The organism is Rhizobacter sp. AJA081-3 (assembly GCF_017795745.1).
GTDB lineage: Bacteria > Pseudomonadota > Gammaproteobacteria > Burkholderiales > Burkholderiaceae_C > Piscinibacter.
The window spans coordinates 1,843,718-1,862,485 of record NZ_CP059067.1 but is presented as its reverse complement, the minus strand read 5'-3'; the positions used below and the strand labels follow the sequence as shown (position 1 = coordinate 1,862,485).

Sequence of the window (18,768 nt, the reverse complement as noted above, 5' to 3'; positions counted from 1 at the left end):
TCAGAGGGGAATGCCGACCAGGTCGTGCCCTTCGGCCGCGACGATGCGGGCGCGCGTGAACTCGCCCACCTTCAAGGTCTTGGACGCCTTCTCCGGCGGCAGCAGCCGCACGCGGCCATCGATCTCCGGCGCGTCCGCATAACTGCGTCCGACGCCACCGCGGCGCCCCAGCGCCGGGGCCTCGTCGATCAGCACCTGCATGGTCGCGCCGACACGGCCGGCCAGCTTGGCGGCCGATACCTGCTCGGCCACCGCCATGAAACGCACGCGGCGCTCCTCGCGCAGTTCGCTCGGCAGCATGCCGGGAAGATCGTTGGCGGTCGCCCCCTTCACCGGCGAGTAGGCGAAGCAGCCGGCGCGGTCGATCTGCGCCTCCCGCATGAAGTCGAGCAGGTGCTCGAACTCCACTTCGGTCTCGCCGGGGAAGCCGGCAATGAAGGTGCTGCGCACGACGAGCTCGGGGCAGGCCTCACGCCAGCGCTGAAGCCGCTCGAGGTTCTTCTCGCCGCTGGCCGGTCGCTTCATGCGCTTGAGCACGTCGGGGTGCGAATGCTGGAACGGCACGTCGAGGTAGGGCAGGATGCGGCCGCCGGCCATCATCGGCAGGATCTCGTCGACGTGCGGGTACGGGTAGACGTAGTGCAACCGCACCCAGGCGCCGTGGCGCTCGGCCAGCAGCGCGAGCTTCTCGCACAGCTCGGTCATGCGCGTCTTCACCGGCTGGCCGTCCCAGAAGCCGGTGCGGTACTTGACATCGACGCCGTAGGCGCTGGTGTCCTGGCTGATCACCAGCAGTTCCTTCACGCCGGACTCGAACAGGCGCTGCGCCTCAGAGAGGACATCGCCGATCGGCCGCGACACCAGGTCGCCGCGCATGCTCGGGATGATGCAGAAACTGCAGCGGTGGTTGCAGCCTTCGCTGATCTTGAGATAAGCGTAGTGCCGCGGCGTGAGCTTGATGCCCTGCGCGGGCACCAGGTCGACGAAGGGGTCATGCGGCTTGGGCACGTGCAAATGCACCGCGTCCATCACCTCCTGCGTGGCGTGCGGGCCGGTGACGGCGAGCACGCTGGGGTGCATTTGCCGCACCAGGTTGCCGCCGGTGTCGCCCGCCTTGGCGCCCAGGCAGCCGGTGACGATCACCTTGCCGTTCTCGGCCAAGGCCTCGCCGATGGTGTCGAGGCTTTCCTTCACCGCATCGTCGATGAAGCCGCAGGTGTTGACGATCACCAGGTCGGCGCCGGCGAAGGTCTTGCTGGTCTCGTAGCCTTCCGCGCGCAGCTGCGTGAGGATGAGTTCGGAGTCGGTCAGTGCCTTCGGGCAGCCGAGCGAGACGAAGCCGATCTTCGGCGCCGCCGCCGGCGGTGTCACGGTGTCTTGGGTCATGCGGCGGATTTTCGCCGATGCCGCAAGTGCCCGCTCGAACAGCTCAGCGCTTGGGCGGAACGAAGCCGGCCATGCCCGGGAACAGCGTCTCGGCCTGCTTGGCCATCTGCTCCTGCATCTGCAGGAACATGCTCTTGGACTGCTCGAGGTAGTTGCCCATCAGGCCCTGAACCACCGGCGCCTGGCCCTGGAGGAACTGGGCCCACAACTCGGGGTTCATCGCCTTCGGGTCGTACAGGCCCTTGGACTGCTCGGCGATGCGCGCCTGGATGTCGGTGAAGGTCTGCAGGTTCTTCTCGAGGTACGAGCCCATCATGCCCTGCATGGCATGGCCGTAGAAGCGGATGATCTGCGACAGCATCTGCGTCGAGAAGATCGGCACGCCGCCGGTCTCTTCTTCCAGGATGATCTGCAGCAGGATGCTGCGCGTCAGGTCCTCGCCGCTCTTGGCATCGCGCACGACGAACGACTCGCCCGACAGCACCATCTGCTTGACGTCGGTCAGCGTGATGTAGCTGCTCGTCTGCGTGTCGTACAGGCGCCGGTTCGGGTACTTCTTGAGCACGCGCAGGGCGACCTCGTCGGGCTGCATGGCCTGCGCCGTCTCGCTCGAGGCCTTGGCATTGCGACGGGTTGCGGCCATGTGGTGCGCTCCAGAGGAACCTTGTTGTGCAGGGCACAAAGATTCTAGTGAGGGGGCCGAAACGGCCTCGGAGGGGTTTTCCCGCCTGAAGGGCGGTCCTGCTTCCGGGGCACTCACGATGCGTGCGGTGTGCATCGTGGTAGGCGCGATTGGACTCGAACCAACGACCCCCACCATGTCAAGGTGGTGCTCTAACCAGCTGAGCTACGCGCCTACGGAAGCCTCGCAGTATATCAGGCTCCGCACGCCTCCCTACTTGCGCCGCGCGGCACGTACGCCCGGCACGCGCGACACCAGCCCCAGCACGTGGGCCAGCCGCGAGGCATCGCCCAGCTCCACCGTGAAGGTCATCCAGGCGGTTCCGCCGCGCGCGTCCTTGATCGTCTGCGTCTTCACACCGGTGACGTTCATCTTCTCCTTGGCGAAGACCTCGGTGATGTCGCGCAGAAGTCCCTGGCGATCGCCGGCCTCGACCACCACGTCGACCGGGTAGACGGCCGCCCGGTCGCCACGCGGCTCGCCCCAGGCCACCGCGATCACGCGCTCCGGCGAGCGCGCGGCCATCTGACGGAAGTTGCTGCAATCGGCACGGTGGATCGCGACACCCTTGCCGCGCGTCACGTAGCCGCCGATGCCGTCGGGCGGCGCCGGCCGGCAGCAGCGCGCCAGGCTGGTCAGCAGCGACTCGACACCCACCACCAGCACGCCGCCCTGCGGCGCGTGGCCCGGCGCGCGCACGTGGCGGGCGACGATCTCCTCTTCCACGCTGCGCGGCGGCTCGGCCGGGCGCAGCAGGCTCTCGATGTTGCGCAACGAGAACTCGTCCTTGCCGACCACCTCGAAAAGCGCATCGGCATTGCGGAAGCCCAGCTGCGACGCCAGGTCGTCGAGCTTCATCGCCGTGCGGCCCTCGCGCTGAAGCAGCTTCTCGACCGCCTCGCGGCCGCGCGCGATCGTGTCGCGCATCGCCAGCGCATTGAACCAGGCGCGCACCTTCGCCTTGCTTCGCGGGCTCTGCAGGAAGCCGAGCTCGCCGTTGAGCCAGTCGAGCGAGGGGCCGCCTTCCTTGAGCGCCGTGACCTCGACGGTCTGCCCGCTCTTCAGCGGCGTGTTCAGCGGCACCATCGCACCGTCGACCTTGGCGCCGCGGCAGCGGTGGCCCAGGTCGGTGTGCAGCACGTAGGCGAAGTCGATCGGCGTGGCGCCCGCCGGCAACTCCACCACCGCGGCCTGCGGTGTGAAGACGTAGATGCGGTCGTCGAAGACGCCCTCACCCGCAGGCGCGCCTTGCTCGACGAAGTCGCGTTCCCAGGCCAGCAACTGGCGCAGCACGGCCTTGCGCGCCTCGGCGATCTGCGCGTCGAAGTCGCCCCCGGCGCTGACGCCGGCATAACCCTTCGCACCGGCCTCCTTGTAGGCCCAGTGCGCGGCCACGCCATGCTCGGCATGCTCGTGCATCGCACGCGTGCGGATCTGTACTTCCACCGCGCGCCCTTCGGCGTCGAGCACCACGGTGTGCAGCGACTGGTAGCCGTTCGGCTTGGGCTTGGCGATGTAGTCATCGAACTCGCCCGGCACCACCTGGTAGCGCTCGTGCACGCGGCCGAGCACGGCGTAGCAGCTCGGCACGTCGGCCACGATGACGCGCATCGCGCGAACGTCGAACACACGTGCAAAGTCCAGTCCCTTGCCGCGCATCTTTTTCCAGATGCTGTACAGGTGCTTGGGCCGACCTTGCACCTCGGCCTTCAGCCCGGCCACGGCGAGCTCGTCGCCGAGTTCGATGCGAAACGCTTCGACGCCCTGCTCCCGCTCGACACGCTTTTCGTCGAGCAACTGCGCCACCTGCCGATACGCCTCGGGTTCGAGGAAGCGGAAGGACAGGTCCTCGATCTCCCACTTGATCTGCCAGATGCCCAGCCGGTTGGCCAGCGGCGCGAACACCTGCATCGACTCCTCGGCCAGCGCACGCGGGCATGCCCGCTTGGTGGCCGCGAACCAGCGCAAGGTCTGCAGCCGTGAGGCCAGGCGCAGCAGCACCACGCGCAGGTCGCGCGAGAAGGCGAGCAGCATCTTGCGCACGCGCTCGGTCTGCTCGGCGCGTTGCCCGGGGCCGACCTGCGCCTCGCGCGCGGCGCGCTGGATCTGCACCAGCCGCCGCGTGTGGCTCACCAGCCCGGCGTAGGACTCGCCGAAGGCCTTGGCGACCACCTCCTCGGGCTTCTGCAGGTAGTCGCCGGCGTAGACGAGGTAGGCCGCGGCGCGCATCGAAGGCGCCGCGCCGATGCCCTGCAGGATGGCCGCCACGCCCTCGGCATGGCCGGCCGCGTCTTCGCCGGTGTCGAGCACGCGGCCGGTGAGCAGCGGCTCGGCAAAGGCCCGGGCACGCTCCAGCGGCGCCAGGTCGGCGTCCGCCCCGGCCGGCAGGGCCGACGATGAGTTCGCCGCGTCGGCACCTTCGGCCACCTCGGCCAGTTGAACGATGGGCGCCGCCTGTTCGCGGGCGTCCCGAAGGCTCGTCTTCATGGCGCCAGCAGGAACTCCCGCACCACGTCGATCTGCCCCGGCGCGATCAGCGTCGGCGCGTGGCCGACACCGGCGAACTCGTGCAGCCGGGCCTTGGGGCCGCGCTGGGTCATCGCCTGTGCGGTCGCGGAGGACAGCAGGTCGGAGTCGGCGCCGCGCAGCAGCATCGTCGGGCAGCGCAGCGCGTCGTAGCTCGCCCACAGCATCGCCTCGCCGGCCCTCGCCATCTCGGGCGTGACGGCGCGCAGCGGCGCGGCGATGGCCGGGTCGTAGTGCAGCTTGAAACCGTCGCCGTCGGGCTTGAGCATCGGCCGCGTCAGCGCGAGCCACTGCTCGCGGCTGTGCGGGCCGAAGCTCGCCGAGATGCTCCACAGGTAGTCGGCCGCCTCGTCCACGCTGGCCCAGCGCAGCGGCTGCCCGAGGTAGGCGCCGATGCGCTGCAGCGCCGCCGCCTCGAGGGTCGGGCCGACGTCGTTGAGCACCAGCTTGCGCACGGGCGATTGCGGCAATGCGGACAGGCCCAGGCCGATGAGCCCGCCCATGGAGGTACCGACCCAGTGCACTTCGTCGGCATTCAGACGCGCCAGCAGCGTCACCATGTCGGCCACGTAGGCGGGAATCTGGTAGCCGGATGGCTCGGCCAGCCAGTCGGAGCGGCCGCGGCCGACCACGTCGGGGCAGACCACGCGGTAGTGCCCGCTCAGCGCCTGCGCCAGCGTGTCGAAGTCGCGCCCCTGGCGCGCCAGGCCGTGCACGCACACCAGCACGCGCGGGTTGGCGGGGTCGCCCCACTCGCAGTACGCCATGCGGTGCAGGCCACGGGCGCCGAGGCACTGCACGGAGTCGAGGCGCGGTTCAGTCATGGTTCAGTTTCCTCTTCGATAATCGATCGTAAGGCAACCCACGGAGAACTCCATGTTGAAAGGCAAGATCGCCCTCGTCACCGGCTCCACCAGCGGCATCGGCCTGGGCATCGCATGCCGTCTGGCCGCGCAAGGCGCCCACGTGGTGCTCAACGGCTTCGGCGACGCCGAGGGCCCGAAGGCCGAGGTGGCCGCGGCCGGCAAGGCACACGGCGTGCGCGTCGGCTACCACGGCGCCGACATGAGCAAGCCGGCGGAAATCGAGGCGATGATGGCCTATGCCGCGAAGGAATTCGGCGGCGTGGACATCCTCGTCAACAACGCCGGCATTCAGCACGTGGCCAACGTCGAGGACTTCCCGATCGAGAAGTGGGACGCGATCATCGCCATCAACCTCAGCTCGGCCTTCCATGCGATGCGGCTGGCGATCCCGGCCATGCGCAAGAAGAACTGGGGCCGCATCATCAACATCGCCTCGGCGCACGGCCTGGTGGCCTCGGCGCAGAAGTCGGCCTACGTGGCCGCCAAGCACGGCATCGTCGGCCTGACCAAAGCCAGCGCACTGGAGCTGGCCACCACCGGCGTCACCGTCAACGCGATCTGCCCGGGCTGGGTGCTGACGCCGCTGGTGCAGAAGCAGGTCGATGCACGGGCCGCGAAGGACGGCGTAGACAACGAAGAAGCCAAGCGGCGACTGCTCGCCGAGAAGCAGCCCTCGCTGCAATTCACCACGCCGGAGGAGCTGGGCGAGCTGGCCGTGTTCCTGTGCTCGGCCGCGGCCAACAACGTCAAGGGCCAGGCCTGGGCCGTCGACGGCGGCTGGACGGCCCAGTGACGACCGCCCCTCGGACACGGCGTACCGCGTCCGATCCCCCGAGGGGATCTCGCCCGGCTTCGGGCGGTCGGGCGCCGGGCTCGCCCTCGCGATTCAGCGGGTGAGTTGAACCGAGCCGTTCACGTTCACCACGATCGTCGCCTTGCCGGCTTCCACCGGCAGGGCTTCGTCGGCCGAGGCCGACATGGTCTTGGCGCGCAGCATCGGCGCCGGTGAATACATCTGTGGCTCCGAGCCGCCCACGCTGACCTCGCGGATCGCGTAGCCGGCATAGCCGAACTGCTTTGCATAGTCGGCCGCCTTGGCGCGGTAGCGGGCGATGGCCTGGGCGGTGACCTCGCCCTCGACCTTCTCGCGAAGTTCGCGCGACACACCGTAGCCGACGCGGCCGATGGTCATCGTGCCGATGCGGCCGGTGAGCTGGCCGATGGCCGGCATGTCCTTGCCCTCGATCACCAGCTCGGCCGACCCTTGCCAGCCGTTGATGCCACCCTTGGCAGCGTAGCGCGGGTAGAGCGAGAAGTTGCCGGTCTGCACTTCGAGCTGCCCGGGCTTGGCGACCTTGCGCGCCTCGGCCAGCGCGGCATCGAGCGCCTGCTTGAGCTGGCTCTGCACGGCGGCGGCGTCCGCCCTCGCGCGGGTGGTCGTCATGACGACGTTGAGCAGGTCCTTGGTGACCTCGACGCTCGCGCTGGACGACAGCGACACCACGCCCTGCAGCGCAGGCGTTTCGGCACCGGCGGTGCCGGACAGTGCTGCCGCAGCCACCAGGAAAGGAACGAAAGGACGTGAGCGCATGGACAGGTTCTCCGGGACGAATGAGCGACGCAGGCTTATACGTGAGTGAGCCGCGCGCGGGGTGATGACAGTCATTCGAGGGTCGGGGCAAGATTTGTAACATATGGTCAGACCTCCCGAAACGCCTCGGAAAGCCGCGCAGAATCCCGGCTGTTACAAGTTCGGAGCCCCTGATGTCACCCAATCCCAACCAGCGTCCTGACCGCATCGTGGTCGTCGACGACGACGCGCGGATCCGCGACCTGCTGCGCCGCTACCTCACGCAGGAGGGTTTCGAGGTGCTGCTCGCCGAGGACTCGAAGGCGCTGAACCGCGTTCTGACCCGCGAGACCGTCGACCTGATCGTGCTCGACCTGATGCTGCCCGGCGAAGACGGCCTGTCGATCTGCCGGCGCCTGCGCGCGGCCAACGACGTGACGCCGATCATCATGCTGACCGCCAAGGTGGAAGACGTCGACCGCATCGTCGGCCTGGAAGTCGGCGCCGACGACTACCTGCCCAAGCCCTTCAACCCGCGCGAGCTGCTGGCGCGCATCCACGCCGTGCTGCGCCGCCGCCCGACGCTCGAAGCCCCGGGCGCGCCGGCCAAGGAGGCGCAGACCGTCACCTTCGGCCCCTTCGAGTTCGACCTGGCGCTGCGCCGCCTGACCAAGGACGGCGAACAGATCGCGCTGACCACCGGCGAGTTTTCCATGCTCAAGGCGCTGGTGCGCCACCCGCGCCAGCCGCTGTCGCGCGACAAGCTCGCGCAACTGGCGCGCGGCCGCGAGTTCGAACCCTTCGACCGCAGCCTGGACGTGCAGATCTCGCGCCTGCGCAAGATGATCGAGCCCGACCCGGCGCAGCCGCGCTACATCCAGACCGTCTGGGGCGTGGGCTACGTGTTCGTGCCGGACGGCACGGCGTGACGGAGCCCGCCCGCGGCGCCAGGGCCCCGCACGTCGGGGCCTTTTTTTGCGCCCGCGGGTAGAGAATCGCAGCACCCGCCGCCCTGACCCTTTCTCAGATCCTCGATGGCCCGCAGCAAAGTCGCCTTCAGCCTGTTCTGGCGCACCTTCTTCCTGCTGGCCCTGCTGCTGGTGGGCGGCGTGTTCGCCTGGACGCAGACCTTCCGCGCGCTCGAGTTCGAGCCGCGTGCCGTGCAAGCGGCGCAGCAGATCGCCAGCCTGGTGAACCTCGGGCGCACGGCGCTCCAGGCCAGCGACACGATCAACCGCGTGGCGCTGATCAAGACCATGTCGAAGCAGGAGTCGGTGCGCCTGGCGCCGCGCGAGCCCGGCGACAAGTGGGAGCCCTTCGAGGTGGACCGCTTCTCCAAGGCAATCGCCGCCGAGCTGCGTGCGCAGCTCGGGCCCGACACGGTGGTGGCCAGCTCGGTCAACAAGCAGCAGGGCCTGTGGGTCGGCTTCACGATCGACAAGGACCCGTACTGGCTGCAGGCCGACGCCTCGCGCGTGGCCGCCATCACCTGGAGCACGCTCGGCCTGTGGGGCGGCATCGCGGTGCTGGCCTCGATCTTCGGCTCGGCGCTGATCGCCCGCGCGATCAACCGGCCGCTGCAGGAACTGTCGTTCGCCGCCAGCCGCATCCGCGAGGGCGAGTTCGATTCGGTGCTCGACGAGAACACCATGACCAGCGAGATCCGCCAGGTCAACATGGGCTTCAACCGCATGGCGCGCGAGCTCGCCAAGGTGGAGGAAGACCGCGCCGTGATGCTCGCCGGCATCTCGCACGACCTGCGCACGCCGCTGGCGCGCTTGCGCCTGGAGGCGGAGATGAGCGTCACCGACGAGGAGGCCAAGCGCAACATGGCCTCCGACATCGACCAGCTCGACGCCATCATCGACAAGTTCATGGACTACGCGCGCCCCGGCGAGGTGAAGCTGGTGCCGGTGCACCTGTCCAGCCTGGTCGACCGCGAGATGGCGGCCTTCCGCGACACCAGCCAGATCCGCATCACCGCGCGCGTGGCGATCGACACCAAGGTGATGGCCGACGAGACCGAACTCGGCCGCGTGCTGCAGAACCTGTTCGAGAACGCGCGCCGCTACGGCCGCAGCACCGACACCGGCATCGCCAAGGTGGTGGTGACCTACGCGCGCACCGGGCCCTGGGTGATCCTCAGCGTGCGAGACCACGGCCCCGGCGTCGACCCGCGCAAGCTCGGCCAGCTCACCACGCCCTTCTTCCGCGGCGACGCGGCGCGCACCGCAGCCACCGGTGCCGGGCTGGGCCTGGCCATCGTCGAGAAGGCGGTGCAGCGCATGGGCGGCAGCTTCGAGATCGCCAATGCGCCCGATGGCGGGCTGGTCGCCCACATCCGCATGAAGAAGGCACCCTGAGCAGGGACGCTCAAGTGCTCAGACCGTCGGAACCGGCCGGCGCAGTGTGTAGAGCATGCAGATCGCGCGGGCCTCGATCGATTGGCCTTCACCCACCGGCCCCATCTTTTCGGCCGTCTTCGCCTTCACGCTGACCTGATCGACCTTGATCACCAGCGCCTGCGCGATGCGCTGGCGCATCGCCAGGATGTGCGGCGCCATCTTCGGCGCCTCGGCGACGATGGTGCTGTCGATGTTGACCACCTGCCAGCCGGCCTGCAGCACGCGGCGGCCCGCCTCGGCGAGCAGCGCCAGCGAATCGGCACCGCGAAATCGCTCATCGGTGTCCGGGAAGTGGTGGCCGATGTCGCCCATCGCCGCCGCGCCGAACAGCGCGTCGGTGATCGCATGGCACAGCGCGTCGGCGTCGGAGTGGCCGAACAGACCGTGCGTGTGCGGAATCGTCACGCCACCGAGGACGAGCGGCCGGTCGGGCACCAGCCGGTGGCTGTCCCAGCCTTCGCCGATGCGGATGTTGGGCTGGTTCATGGTGTCCCCTTGGCCCGCGCGGCGAGCACCCGCTCGGCGAGCATGAAGTCGGAAGGCCAGGTGACCTTCAGGTTCTCGCTGTCGCCCTCGACGAGCAGCGGCCGCAGCCCCTGCGCCTCGATGGCGCTCGAATCGTCCGTCACCGCCGTGCCGGCAGCGCGCAAGGCCTCGCGCAGCATCCCCAGGCGGAACATCTGCGGCGTCTGCGCCGACCACTTGTCGACGCGGCTGAGCGTCGCGGCCACGCGGCCGCCTTCGGCCTGCTTGAGCGTGTCGGCCACCGGCAGCGCGAGCAGGCCGCCCACCGCATCACCCAGGCAGGCGTCGATCAGCCGGTCGACCCACTCGGGGCGAACGAGGCAGCGCGCCGCGTCGTGCACCAGCACCCAGTCATGCGGCAAGGCGCCGCGTTCGAGCAGTTCTTCCAGCCCCTGCGCCACCGTGTCGGCACGCTGCGCACCGCCGCGCCGGCACACCCAGCCGCGTGCGCCGGTGAAGCCCGGCACGTGCGACTCGAATTGGTCGTCGTCGGGCGACAGCACCGCCAGCGTGGCCGCCAGTCGCGGCACCCGCGCCAAGGCCGCCAGCGTGTGCGCCACCATCGCGCTCCCGGCGATCTCGACGTACTGCTTGGGCATCGCCGCCCCCGAACGCGCACCCACGCCGGCACAAGGCAGCAGGGCGAAACAGCGCGGTGAAGAGGCGTCGGTCATGCAGTGCGGGGCACCGATGCAGGAAAGGGTGCGAATTCTATAATCCGCATCATGCATCGCCCCGGGGGGACCTCCTCGCGGGGCGATTTGCTTTGCCCTCCACAGAACGATGCAGATCCCCTCGATCGCCCCCGGCAAGCGCTTCACCCTGCCCCGCCCGCTCGGCTCGGCGGATGCGCTGCTGCTCGCGCGTTTCGCGCAGGCGCAGGCGGCGCAGAAGAAGCTCACGACGATCGTCACCGCCGAGCCGGCCGACACGCAGCGCCTCGAAGGCGAACTGGCCTTCTTCGCGCCCGAACTGCGCATCGCCGTCTTCCCGGACTGGGAGACGCTGCCCTACGACACCTTCTCGCCGCACCAGGACCTGATCTCCGAGCGGCTGGCCACGCTGTGGCGCATCCTGCAAGCGAAGGAACGCGGCGACGTCGACGTGGTGCTGATGCCCGCGTCCACGGCCCTGGTGCGCCTGGCGCCGCCGAGCTTCCTGGCCGCCTACACCTTCCACTTCAAGCAGAAGCAACGCCTGGACGAAGCGGCGCTGAAATCGCAGCTCACGCTGGCCGGCTACACGCACGTCAGCCAGGTCGTCTCGCCCGGCGAGTACGCGGTGCGCGGCGGGCTGATCGACCTGTTCCCGATGGGCTCGGCCGTGCCCTACCGCGTCGACCTGTTCGGCGACGAGGTCGATTCGATCCGCACTTTCGACCCCGACTCGCAGCGCAGCCTCTATCCTGTGCCCGAAGTGCGCCTGCTGCCCGGCCGCGAGTTCCCGATGGACGAGGACGCGCGGGCGAAATTCCGCGCGCGCTGGCGCGAGAAGATGGAAGGCGATCCGACCAAGGTGCGCCTGTACAAGGACATCGGCACCGGCATCGCCACTGCCGGCATCGAGTACTACCTGCCTCTGTTCTTCGACAGCACGGCGACGATCTTCGACTACCTCGGCGAGTCGGCCTCGCTCGTGCTGCACGGCGAGATCGACGAGGCGCTCAAGCGCTTCTGGACCGACACGCGCGAGCGCCACCGCTTCCTGCAGCACGACCGCGAGCGGCCGATCCTGCCGCCGGAAGACCTGTTCCTCAAGCCGGAGGACTTCTTCACCCTGGGCAGCGCGCTGGCCGTGCTGGCCGTTCGCGGCAGCGAGCCGGTGGACTGGGCCCGGCCGCTGCCCGACCTCACCGCCGACCGCGGCGCGCCCGAGCCCCTGGCCCGGCTGCAGCAGCACGTGGGCAGCACAGCGCACCGCGTGCTCATCGTGGCCGAGAGCGAGGGCCGGCGCGAAAGCCTGCTCGAGCTGCTGCGCGACAGCCGCATCGAGCCGCCCTCGGTGGCGACGCTGGCCGAGTTCGAGGCCGGCGAGGAGCACTTCGCCATCGCTGCCGCGCCGCTGGCGGTGGGCTTCTTCTGGCACGAGCCGCAGGCCGGCAAGGCGATCCAGTTCGTCACCGAGACGGAGCTGTTCGCCACCTCGCCCACCGCGCGGCGGCGGCGCAAGCAGGAGCAGGTCAGCGACGTCAATGCGCTGATCAAGGACCTGTCGGAGCTGAAGGTCGGCGACCCGGTGGTGCACGTCAACCACGGCATCGGCCGCTACGTCGGCCTGATGAACATCGACCTCGGCGATGGCCCGAGCGAGTTCCTGCACCTCGAGTACGCCGACAAGGCCACGCTCTATGTGCCGGTGGCGCAATTGCACCTGATCGCCCGCTACACCGGCGTCAGCCCCGATGAAGCGCCGCTGCACCGACTGGGCTCGGGCCAGTGGGACAAGGCCAAGCGCAAGGCCGCCGAGCAGGTGCGCGACACCGCCGCAGAGCTGCTCAACTTGTACGCCCGCCGCGCGGCGCGCGAGGGCTACGCGTTCCGCTTCCAGCCGCACGACTACGAGGCCTTCGCGGCGAGCTTCGGCTTCGAGGAGACGCCGGACCAGCAGGCCGCCATCCACGCGGTGATCCAGGACATGGTGTCGCCCAAGCCGATGGATCGCCTGGTCTGCGGCGACGTCGGCTTCGGAAAGACCGAGGTGGCGCTGCGCGCCGCCTTCGTCGCGGTGACCGGCGGCAAGCAGGTCGCCATCCTCGCGCCGACCACGCTGCTGGCGGAGCAGCATTTCCAGAACATCTCCGACCGCTTCGGCAAATGGCCGGTGAAGGTGGCCGAGCTGTCGCGCTTCCGCTCGCCCAAGGAAGTGAAGGCGGCGCTGGAGGGCATCGACGACGGCACCATCGACATCGTCGTGGGCACGCACAAGCTGCTCAGCCAGACAGTGCACTTCAAGCGCCTGGGCCTGCTCGTCATCGACGAGGAGCACCGCTTCGGCGTGCGCCACAAGGAGGCGATCAAGGCCTTGCGCGCCGAGGTCGACGTGCTCACGCTCACCGCCACGCCGATCCCGCGCACGCTGGGCATGGCGCTCGAAGGCCTGCGCGACCTCAGCGTCATCGCCACCGCGCCGCAACGCCGCCTGGCGATCAAGACCTTTGTGCGCAACGAGTCGAGCGGCACGATCCGCGAGGCCGTGCTGCGCGAACTCAAGCGCGGCGGGCAGGTCTACTTCCTGCACAACGAGGTCGACACCATCCTCGCGCGGCGCGACAAGCTGGCCGAACTGCTGCCCGAGGCGCGCATCGCCATCGCGCATGGCCAGATGCCCGAGCGCGAGCTGGAGCGCGTGATGCGCGACTTCGTCGCGCAGCGCCACAACCTGCTGTTGTGCTCGACCATCATCGAGACCGGCATCGACGTGCCCAGCGCCAACACCATCGTCATCAGCCGCGCCGACAAGTTCGGCCTGGCGCAGCTGCACCAGCTGCGCGGGCGTGTCGGCCGCTCACACCACCAGGCCTATGCCTACCTGCTGGTGCCCGATGTCGAGGGGCTGACCAAGCAGGCCGCGCAGCGCCTGGAAGCGATCCAGCAGATGGAGGAGCTGGGCTCCGGCTTCTATCTCGCGATGCACGACCTGGAGATCCGCGGCGCTGGCGAGGTGCTCGGCGAGAACCAGAGCGGCAACATGATGGAGGTCGGCTTCCAGCTCTACAACGACATGCTCGGCGAGGCGGTGCGCTCGCTGAAGGCCGGGCGCGAGCCTGACCTCCTGTCGCCGCTGAGCGCTGCCACCGAGATCAACCTGCACGCGCCCGCCTTGCTGCCCGACAGCTACTGCGGCGACGTGCACACCCGTCTGTCACTCTACAAGCGCCTGGCCACCGCCGAGAAGCCCGAGCAGATCGACGCCATGCTGGAGGAGATCACTGACCGCTTCGGCAAGTTGCCGCCGCAGGGCCAGACGCTGTTCGACGTGCACCGCCTGCGTGTGCTGGCCAAACCCTACGGCGTGGTCAAGGTCGATGCGGCGCCCAAGCTGATGGTCATCAGCTTCCGCCCCAACCCGCCGGTGGATGCCGCGAAGATCATCGAGCTGGTGCAAAAGAACCGCCACATCAAGCTGGCGGGCAACGACAAGCTGCGCATCGAGCGCGAGACGCCCGAGGCCAAGGACCGCGCCCAGCTCATCCGCGATGTGCTGCGCTCGCTGGGCACGCCGAAGGCCACCGACGCCGTTCGTTGACCCGACGCTGATCTGGCGCAAACCCGTTCACGTGCAGCAACGTCGGCGCAGCAAGGCCGACACGGCCGTCGCGCAGCATGGCGTCATCTTGAGGAGATGACTGCATGAAACTGCAACGGGACTGGATCACGCCGATCACCATGGGCGCCTTCGGGCTGCTGGCCACGACGGGCGTGCTGATGTTCTTCCACATCGACAGCGGCCTGAACGAGGCCGTGCACGAGTGGCTGAGCTGGGTGCTGCTGGGTGGAGTGGCGCTGCATGCGGCGGTCAACTGGGCGGGCGTGCGCCGCCACCTCGCCGGCTGGCGCGGCCGGGCCGCCGTGGGCGCTTTCGCCACCGTGCTCGCGCTCTCGTTCCTGCCGCTGGGCGGCGCGGGCGAGCCGCCCTTCCTGCCGCCGATGCGCGCGCTGGCCGACGCACCGTTGACTGTGCTGGCCCAGGTCGCCAAGGTCACGCCCGTGCAGATGCGCGAGCGTCTGCAAGGCCAGGGACTGGCGCCGACCGCCGACGCCGACACCGTGCGAAGCCTCGTGGGCGAGGACACGCGAGCGCAGATCCGCGTGCTTTCCAAGGTGCTCGCAGCGGGATGAAACGGGATCGGCGCGGGTAACATTCGCGCCGATGTCCAGCACCGAACATTCGCCCGGCCTCTTCATCCGCGGCTTCGCGCCGCCGCTGCACCTGGCCGACTTCAGGCTCGTGGCCTTCGACATGGATTCGACGCTGATCAACATCGAGTGCGTCGACGAGATCGCCGAGGCCGTCGGGCGCAAGGCCGAGGTGGCCGAGATCACCGAGGCGGCGATGCGCGGCGAGATCGCCGACTACAAGGACAGCCTGCGCCGGCGCGTGGCGCTGCTCGCCGGCGTGCCGGCGGCGGCGCTGGAGAAGGTCTGGGCCGACAAGCTGCAGCTGAACCCCGGCGTGCAGGCCTTCGTGTCGGCCTGCCAGGCAGCGGGCCTGAAGACGCTGCTGGTCTCCGGCGGCTTCACCTTCTTCAGCGAGCGCATCCGCCACCAGCTCGGCCTGGACTTCGCGCGCGCCAACTCGCTGGGCATCGCTCACGGCCGGCTCACCGGCACGCTGTTCGACCGCCCCTGGGGCGACATCGTCGACGGCGCCGAGAAGAAGCGCGTGCTGCTCGAGGTGGCCGAACTGATGGGCATCGACATGGCGCAGACCATCGCGGTCGGCGACGGCGCCAACGACCTGCCGATGATGGCCGCGGCCGGCCTGTCGATCGCCTACCACCCCAAGCCCGCGGTGGCCGACGAGGCGATGATCTCCATCATGAGCGGCGGCATGGACCGCGCGCTCGAGGTGCTCGAACCCTAGGCCTCAGCCGCCCTGGCGCAGCACCAGCTGGACCTCGTGGCCGCGCGGCGCGGCAATCGGCTGATAGCGCCACTGCCGCACGGCCTCCAGCACCGCATCGTCCATCTGCGGATGGCTGGACGAGCGAACGACCGGCTCCACCACCGAACCGTCGGGCCTGACCGTGAAGCTCACGACCACCTGGACCTCGCCGCGCAGCTTGCCGAGCAGCATGCGCGGGGTGACGGGCTCGACCATGTCTGCCAGTTGCAGCGGCGCCAGCCCCGTTGCCGGCACGGACAAGGGATCCGGCGCAGGCTGCGAGGGCACGGTGGCTCGCTCGGCCTCGGCTCCCACCTCGACCGTGGCGACCGTCGACTCCACGGTGCCGGCCGGCATGGCGATGCGAGGCAGTTCGGCCGGGGCCGAAGCGGCCACTGCGGCGGACGGCACAGCCGCCGGTACGCTGCGATCGAGGGGCCGCACCGCCTCGGCAGGCTTTGCCTTGGGCTTGATCTTGCTCGCTTCGATGATCATGCGCAGCGGATTGTTCGCCTCGCGCTCCACGCGCGCACCCCGGTCCTGCGCCGTGGCGAGCGGCGTGACCAGGATCAACAAGAGCAGCGGAATTCGTCGTTGCGGCATGGGCGAGTCGAGAATTCTGGCAGTCTGCGCCGTATCGGTGGGCCTGCACGGCGGCGGGGAAAACCTCATGCCGTGACGCAGTCCACACCCCTAGGATGGCGCAGGCCATCGACACGAGGAGAACCCATGAGCACGCCCACCAAGTTCCTGCTCGACGAAAGCAGGATGCCCAAGCACTGGTACAACATCGCCGCCGACCTGCCGAAGCCGGCACCGGCGGTGCTGCACCCCGGCACGATGCAGCCGGTCGGGCCCGACGATCTGGCCCCGCTGTTCCCGATGGAGCTGATCCTGCAGGAGGTCAGCACCGAGCGCGAGATCGCGATTCCCGAGCCGGTGCGCGAGGTGTTCCGCCTGTGGCGCCCCTCGCCGCTGGTGCGCGCCCACCGCCTCGAGAAGGCGCTCGGCACGCCGGCGAAGATCTACTACAAGTACGAGGGCGTCTCGCCCGCCGGTTCGCACAAGCCGAACACCGCCGTGCCGCAGGCCTGGTACAACGCCCAGGCCGGCATCAGGAAGATCGCCACCGAGACCGGCGCCGGCCAATGGGGCTCGTCGCTGGCCTTCGCCGGCGCGCTGTTCGGCATCGACGTCACCGTGTTCCAGGTGCGTGTTTCCTACGACCAGAAGCCCTACCGACGCGCGCTGATGGAGACCTACGGCGCACGCTGCATCGCCAGCCCGTCGAACGAGACGAATTCTGGCCGCGCCATCCTCGCGCAGAACCCGAACCACCCGGGCTCGCTGGGCATCGCGATCTCCGAAGCGGTGGAAGTCGCGGCCACCAACGACGACACCAAGTACGCGCTCGGCTCGGTGCTCAACCACGTGCTGATGCACCAGACCATCATCGGCCAGGAGGCGATGCTGCAGCTCGAAATGGCCGGCGACGACCCCGACGTGGTGGTCGGCTGCACTGGCGGCGGCTCCAACTTCGCCGGCATCAGCTTCCCCTTCATCGGCCAGCAGCTGCGCGGCAAGGGCAAGACCAAGCAGCGCCGAATCGTCGCGGTGGAGCCGGCCGCCTGCCCGTCGCTGACGCGCGGCAAGTACGCCTACGACTTCGGCGACACCGCGCACCTGACGCCGCTGACCAAGATGCACACGCTGGGCTCGACCTTCACGCCGCCGGGCTTCCATGCCGGCGGCCTGCGTTACCACGGCATGGCGCCGTTGGTGTCGCACCTGAAGGAGCTGAACCTGATCGAGGCCACCGCGTACCACCAGAACGCCTGCTTCGAGGCCGGCGTGCTGTTCGCGCGCAGCGAAGGCATCGTGCCGGCTCCCGAGGCCAACCACGCCGTGAAGGGCGCGATCGAGGAGGCGCTGCGCTGCAAGCGCGAAGGCCGCTCGGAGGTGATCCTGTTCAACCTGTGCGGCCACGGCCACTTCGACATGTCGTCGTACAGCAACTTCATGGCCGGCAAGCTGGTCGACCAGCCCTACGACGAGGCCGAACTGGCGATGGCGCTGGCGGGCCTGCCGTCGGTGCCGGCCTGATCGCTCAGGGCGCCGGGGACGGCATCACCACGATGCCGTCCGCGTCCGCATAGAGCCAGTCGCCGGGGCGCACCCACACGCCCTGGATCTGCACCGCGATGCCGGTCTGCCCGGGCGCCTTGCGGTCGGTGGGCAGCGGGATCAGCGCGAGCGCGCGGATGCCGGTATCGCAGGCGGCCAGTTCGGCGGTGTCGCGCACGGCGCCATCGATCACCACGCCGGCCCAGCCGTTCTTCGCCGCGGCCGCACCCAGGTTGCCGCCGAGCAGCGCACGGCGCAGCGAGCCGCCGCCGTCGACGACGAGCACGCGGCCCTGGCCCGGCGACTCGACCGCCGCTTTCACCGGTGTGTTGTCCTCGAAGCACTTCACCGTGACGACCGGGCCGCAGAACTTGCGGCGCGCGCCGTAGTCGTGAAACGCCGGCGGCAGCACGCGGAAGGCGCCGTCGGTGTCAGTCTTGTGGGCGTCGCACAGGTCGCAGGTGGCGAAGTCGGTCGGGCTCATGCCTGGGTCACTTTCCGGATCGGGGGTTTCACGTCCTCGCGGCGGGGCGGCAGCATCGGCTGGTGCTCGCGCGCGGGGTTGAGGATGATCGACGTGGCCGTCTCGGTGAGCAGGCAGAACTTGCTCACCACGGAGTCGAGGTGAGCCACGTCGATGACGGCGATCTCCAGCACCCAGCTGTCCTCGCCGGTCACGTTGTAGGCATTGATGCACTCGGGCGTCTGCTGGATCAGCTTGATGACGCGTGCGTACTCGGCGCGGCCGATGCGGATCAGCGCGCGGATGCCGTAGCCCAGGCGCCCCAGATCGACCGTCGCGCGGTAGCCCGTGATGACGCCGGCGGCCTCGAGCTTGCGCACGCGCTCGGTGACGGCCGGCTGGCTCAGGTGCACGCGTCGGCCGAGCTCGGACATGGTCAGCCGCGCATCGGCCTGCAGTTCGGCGAGGATGCGGGTGTCGTGCGCGTCGAGTTCGAAGTTCAAGGCCACGTCGGGCAATCTCCTTGAAGATCACGGCATTGTGCCTTCAGGAACTGCATCGGGCCATGGATCGTGGCGCCTGGCTTTCATACGATGACGGCCTGAAATCGCCCGGCA

General features: G+C 69.3%; 17 protein-coding genes and 1 tRNA gene. 7 read left to right on the top strand and 11 right to left on the bottom strand.

The annotated features are described in order from the left end of the window. The 5 genes from rimO to HZ992_RS08800 form a co-directional block, all read right to left on the bottom strand. Positions 1-1,386 carry a 30S ribosomal protein S12 methylthiotransferase RimO gene (rimO, locus tag HZ992_RS08820; RefSeq protein WP_209386287.1) on the bottom strand — a complete coding sequence of 462 codons (1,386 nt, stop codon included), beginning with the start codon at positions 1,384-1,386 and terminating at the stop codon, positions 1-3. Positions 1,387-1,429: 43 nt separating this feature from the next. Further along, positions 1,430-1,978 carry a polyhydroxyalkanoate synthesis repressor PhaR gene (phaR, locus tag HZ992_RS08815; protein WP_209387096.1) on the bottom strand — a complete coding sequence of 183 codons (549 nt, stop codon included), beginning with the start codon at positions 1,976-1,978 and terminating at the stop codon, positions 1,430-1,432. Between the two features lie 188 nt (positions 1,979-2,166). Beyond that, positions 2,167-2,243: transfer RNA gene (locus HZ992_RS08810), tRNA-Val, on the bottom strand. Positions 2,244-2,281: 38 nt separating this feature from the next. Beyond that, positions 2,282-4,555, bottom strand: a complete 2,274-nt coding sequence (locus HZ992_RS08805) for a RelA/SpoT family protein (protein WP_209386286.1) — start codon at positions 4,553-4,555, stop codon at positions 2,282-2,284. Then, positions 4,552-5,418, bottom strand: a complete 867-nt coding sequence (locus HZ992_RS08800) for an alpha/beta fold hydrolase (RefSeq protein ID WP_209386285.1) — start codon at positions 5,416-5,418, stop codon at positions 4,552-4,554. Before HZ992_RS08800 ends, HZ992_RS08805 begins: the two co-directional genes overlap by 4 nt. Positions 5,419-5,470: 52 nt before the next feature. Here HZ992_RS08800 and HZ992_RS08795 point away from each other — a divergent pair, with 52 nt between their 5' ends. After that, a complete protein-coding gene (locus tag HZ992_RS08795) occupies positions 5,471-6,253 on the top strand; it encodes a 3-hydroxybutyrate dehydrogenase (protein WP_209386284.1) in 783 nt (260 codons plus the stop codon). A gap of 93 nt (positions 6,254-6,346) precedes the next feature. Here HZ992_RS08795 and HZ992_RS08790 read toward each other — a convergent pair whose 3' ends face one another. Next, entirely contained in the window at positions 6,347-7,051 is a 705-nt protein-coding gene (locus tag HZ992_RS08790; RefSeq protein ID WP_209386283.1) for an SIMPL domain-containing protein, read from the bottom strand. A 173-nt stretch (positions 7,052-7,224) separates the two neighbouring features. Between HZ992_RS08790 and ompR the strand changes: the two genes are divergently transcribed. Then, entirely contained in the window at positions 7,225-7,959 is a 735-nt protein-coding gene (gene ompR, locus HZ992_RS08785; protein ID WP_209386282.1) for an osmolarity response regulator transcription factor OmpR, read from the top strand. 105 nt (positions 7,960-8,064) lie between these two features. Then, complete coding sequence (locus tag HZ992_RS08780) at positions 8,065-9,393, top strand: sensor histidine kinase (RefSeq protein ID WP_209386281.1); 1,329 nt, start codon at positions 8,065-8,067, stop codon at positions 9,391-9,393. An 18-nt stretch (positions 9,394-9,411) separates the two neighbouring features. Here HZ992_RS08780 and ispF read toward each other — a convergent pair whose 3' ends face one another. Both ispF and ispD read right to left on the bottom strand, forming a co-directional pair. Next, the gene (gene ispF, locus HZ992_RS08775; RefSeq protein WP_209386280.1) at positions 9,412-9,921 is read right to left on the bottom strand and encodes a 2-C-methyl-D-erythritol 2,4-cyclodiphosphate synthase; all 510 of its coding nucleotides are present in this window, start codon (positions 9,919-9,921) and stop codon (positions 9,412-9,414) included. Beyond that, the gene (ispD, locus tag HZ992_RS08770) at positions 9,918-10,634 is read right to left on the bottom strand and encodes a 2-C-methyl-D-erythritol 4-phosphate cytidylyltransferase (protein ID WP_209386279.1); all 717 of its coding nucleotides are present in this window, start codon (positions 10,632-10,634) and stop codon (positions 9,918-9,920) included. Before ispD ends, ispF begins: the two co-directional genes overlap by 4 nt. Positions 10,635-10,743: 109 nt before the next feature. Here ispD and mfd point away from each other — a divergent pair, with 109 nt between their 5' ends. The 3 genes from mfd to serB all read left to right on the top strand — a co-directional run bounded on the left by mfd (position 10,744) and on the right by serB (position 15,543). Further along, entirely contained in the window at positions 10,744-14,205 is a 3,462-nt protein-coding gene (gene mfd / locus HZ992_RS08765; protein WP_209386278.1) for a transcription-repair coupling factor, read from the top strand. A gap of 104 nt (positions 14,206-14,309) precedes the next feature. Beyond that, entirely contained in the window at positions 14,310-14,798 is a 489-nt protein-coding gene (locus HZ992_RS08760) for a DUF4405 domain-containing protein (RefSeq protein ID WP_209386277.1), read from the top strand. 31 nt (positions 14,799-14,829) lie between these two features. Beyond that, positions 14,830-15,543 (top strand): phosphoserine phosphatase SerB, encoded by a 714-nt coding sequence (serB, locus tag HZ992_RS08755; protein ID WP_209386276.1) that lies wholly within the window; start codon positions 14,830-14,832, stop codon positions 15,541-15,543. A 3-nt stretch (positions 15,544-15,546) separates the two neighbouring features. Here the strand turns inward: serB and HZ992_RS08750 are convergent, their stop codons facing one another. After that, complete coding sequence (locus HZ992_RS08750) at positions 15,547-16,236, bottom strand: energy transducer TonB (RefSeq protein WP_209386275.1); 690 nt, start codon at positions 16,234-16,236, stop codon at positions 15,547-15,549. Positions 16,237-16,293: 57 nt separating this feature from the next. Between HZ992_RS08750 and HZ992_RS08745 the strand changes: the two genes are divergently transcribed. Beyond that, positions 16,294-17,667 carry a TrpB-like pyridoxal phosphate-dependent enzyme gene (locus HZ992_RS08745; RefSeq protein WP_209386274.1) on the top strand — a complete coding sequence of 458 codons (1,374 nt, stop codon included), beginning with the start codon at positions 16,294-16,296 and terminating at the stop codon, positions 17,665-17,667. Between the two features lie 4 nt (positions 17,668-17,671). Here the strand turns inward: HZ992_RS08745 and rraA are convergent, their stop codons facing one another. Together rraA and HZ992_RS08735 are read right to left on the bottom strand one after the other, a co-directional pair. After that, entirely contained in the window at positions 17,672-18,172 is a 501-nt protein-coding gene (gene rraA, locus HZ992_RS08740; protein WP_209386273.1) for a ribonuclease E activity regulator RraA, read from the bottom strand. Further along, positions 18,169-18,669, bottom strand: coding sequence for an Lrp/AsnC family transcriptional regulator (locus tag HZ992_RS08735; protein WP_371816801.1), 501 nt, complete (start codon positions 18,667-18,669; stop codon positions 18,169-18,171). Before HZ992_RS08735 ends, rraA begins: the two co-directional genes overlap by 4 nt. Positions 18,670-18,768 lie beyond the last annotated feature (99 nt).

Coding starts and splice junctions, on each gene's coding strand:
- rimO (WP_209386287.1), bottom strand. CDS start 1,386: ATGACCCAAGACACCGTGACACCGCCGGCGGCGGCGCCGAAGATCGGC.
- HZ992_RS08795 (WP_209386284.1), top strand. CDS start 5,471: ATGTTGAAAGGCAAGATCGCCCTCGTCACCGGCTCCACCAGCGGCATC.
- serB (WP_209386276.1), top strand. CDS start 14,830: ATGTCCAGCACCGAACATTCGCCCGGCCTCTTCATCCGCGGCTTCGCG.
- HZ992_RS08750 (WP_209386275.1), bottom strand. CDS start 16,236: ATGAGGTTTTCCCCGCCGCCGTGCAGGCCCACCGATACGGCGCAGACT.
- HZ992_RS08760 (WP_209386277.1), top strand. CDS start 14,310: ATGAAACTGCAACGGGACTGGATCACGCCGATCACCATGGGCGCCTTC.
- ispD (WP_209386279.1), bottom strand. CDS start 10,634: ATGACCGACGCCTCTTCACCGCGCTGTTTCGCCCTGCTGCCTTGTGCC.
- HZ992_RS08805 (WP_209386286.1), bottom strand. CDS start 4,555: ATGAAGACGAGCCTTCGGGACGCCCGCGAACAGGCGGCGCCCATCGTT.
- phaR (WP_209387096.1), bottom strand. CDS start 1,978: ATGCAGCCCGACGAGGTCGCCCTGCGCGTGCTCAAGAAGTACCCGAAC.
- mfd (WP_209386278.1), top strand. CDS start 10,744: ATGCAGATCCCCTCGATCGCCCCCGGCAAGCGCTTCACCCTGCCCCGC.
- HZ992_RS08800 (WP_209386285.1), bottom strand. CDS start 5,418: ATGACTGAACCGCGCCTCGACTCCGTGCAGTGCCTCGGCGCCCGTGGC.
- HZ992_RS08780 (WP_209386281.1), top strand. CDS start 8,065: ATGGCCCGCAGCAAAGTCGCCTTCAGCCTGTTCTGGCGCACCTTCTTC.
- HZ992_RS08790 (WP_209386283.1), bottom strand. CDS start 7,051: ATGCGCTCACGTCCTTTCGTTCCTTTCCTGGTGGCTGCGGCAGCACTG.
- HZ992_RS08745 (WP_209386274.1), top strand. CDS start 16,294: ATGAGCACGCCCACCAAGTTCCTGCTCGACGAAAGCAGGATGCCCAAG.
- rraA (WP_209386273.1), bottom strand. CDS start 18,172: ATGAGCCCGACCGACTTCGCCACCTGCGACCTGTGCGACGCCCACAAG.
- ispF (WP_209386280.1), bottom strand. CDS start 9,921: ATGAACCAGCCCAACATCCGCATCGGCGAAGGCTGGGACAGCCACCGG.
- ompR (WP_209386282.1), top strand. CDS start 7,225: ATGTCACCCAATCCCAACCAGCGTCCTGACCGCATCGTGGTCGTCGAC.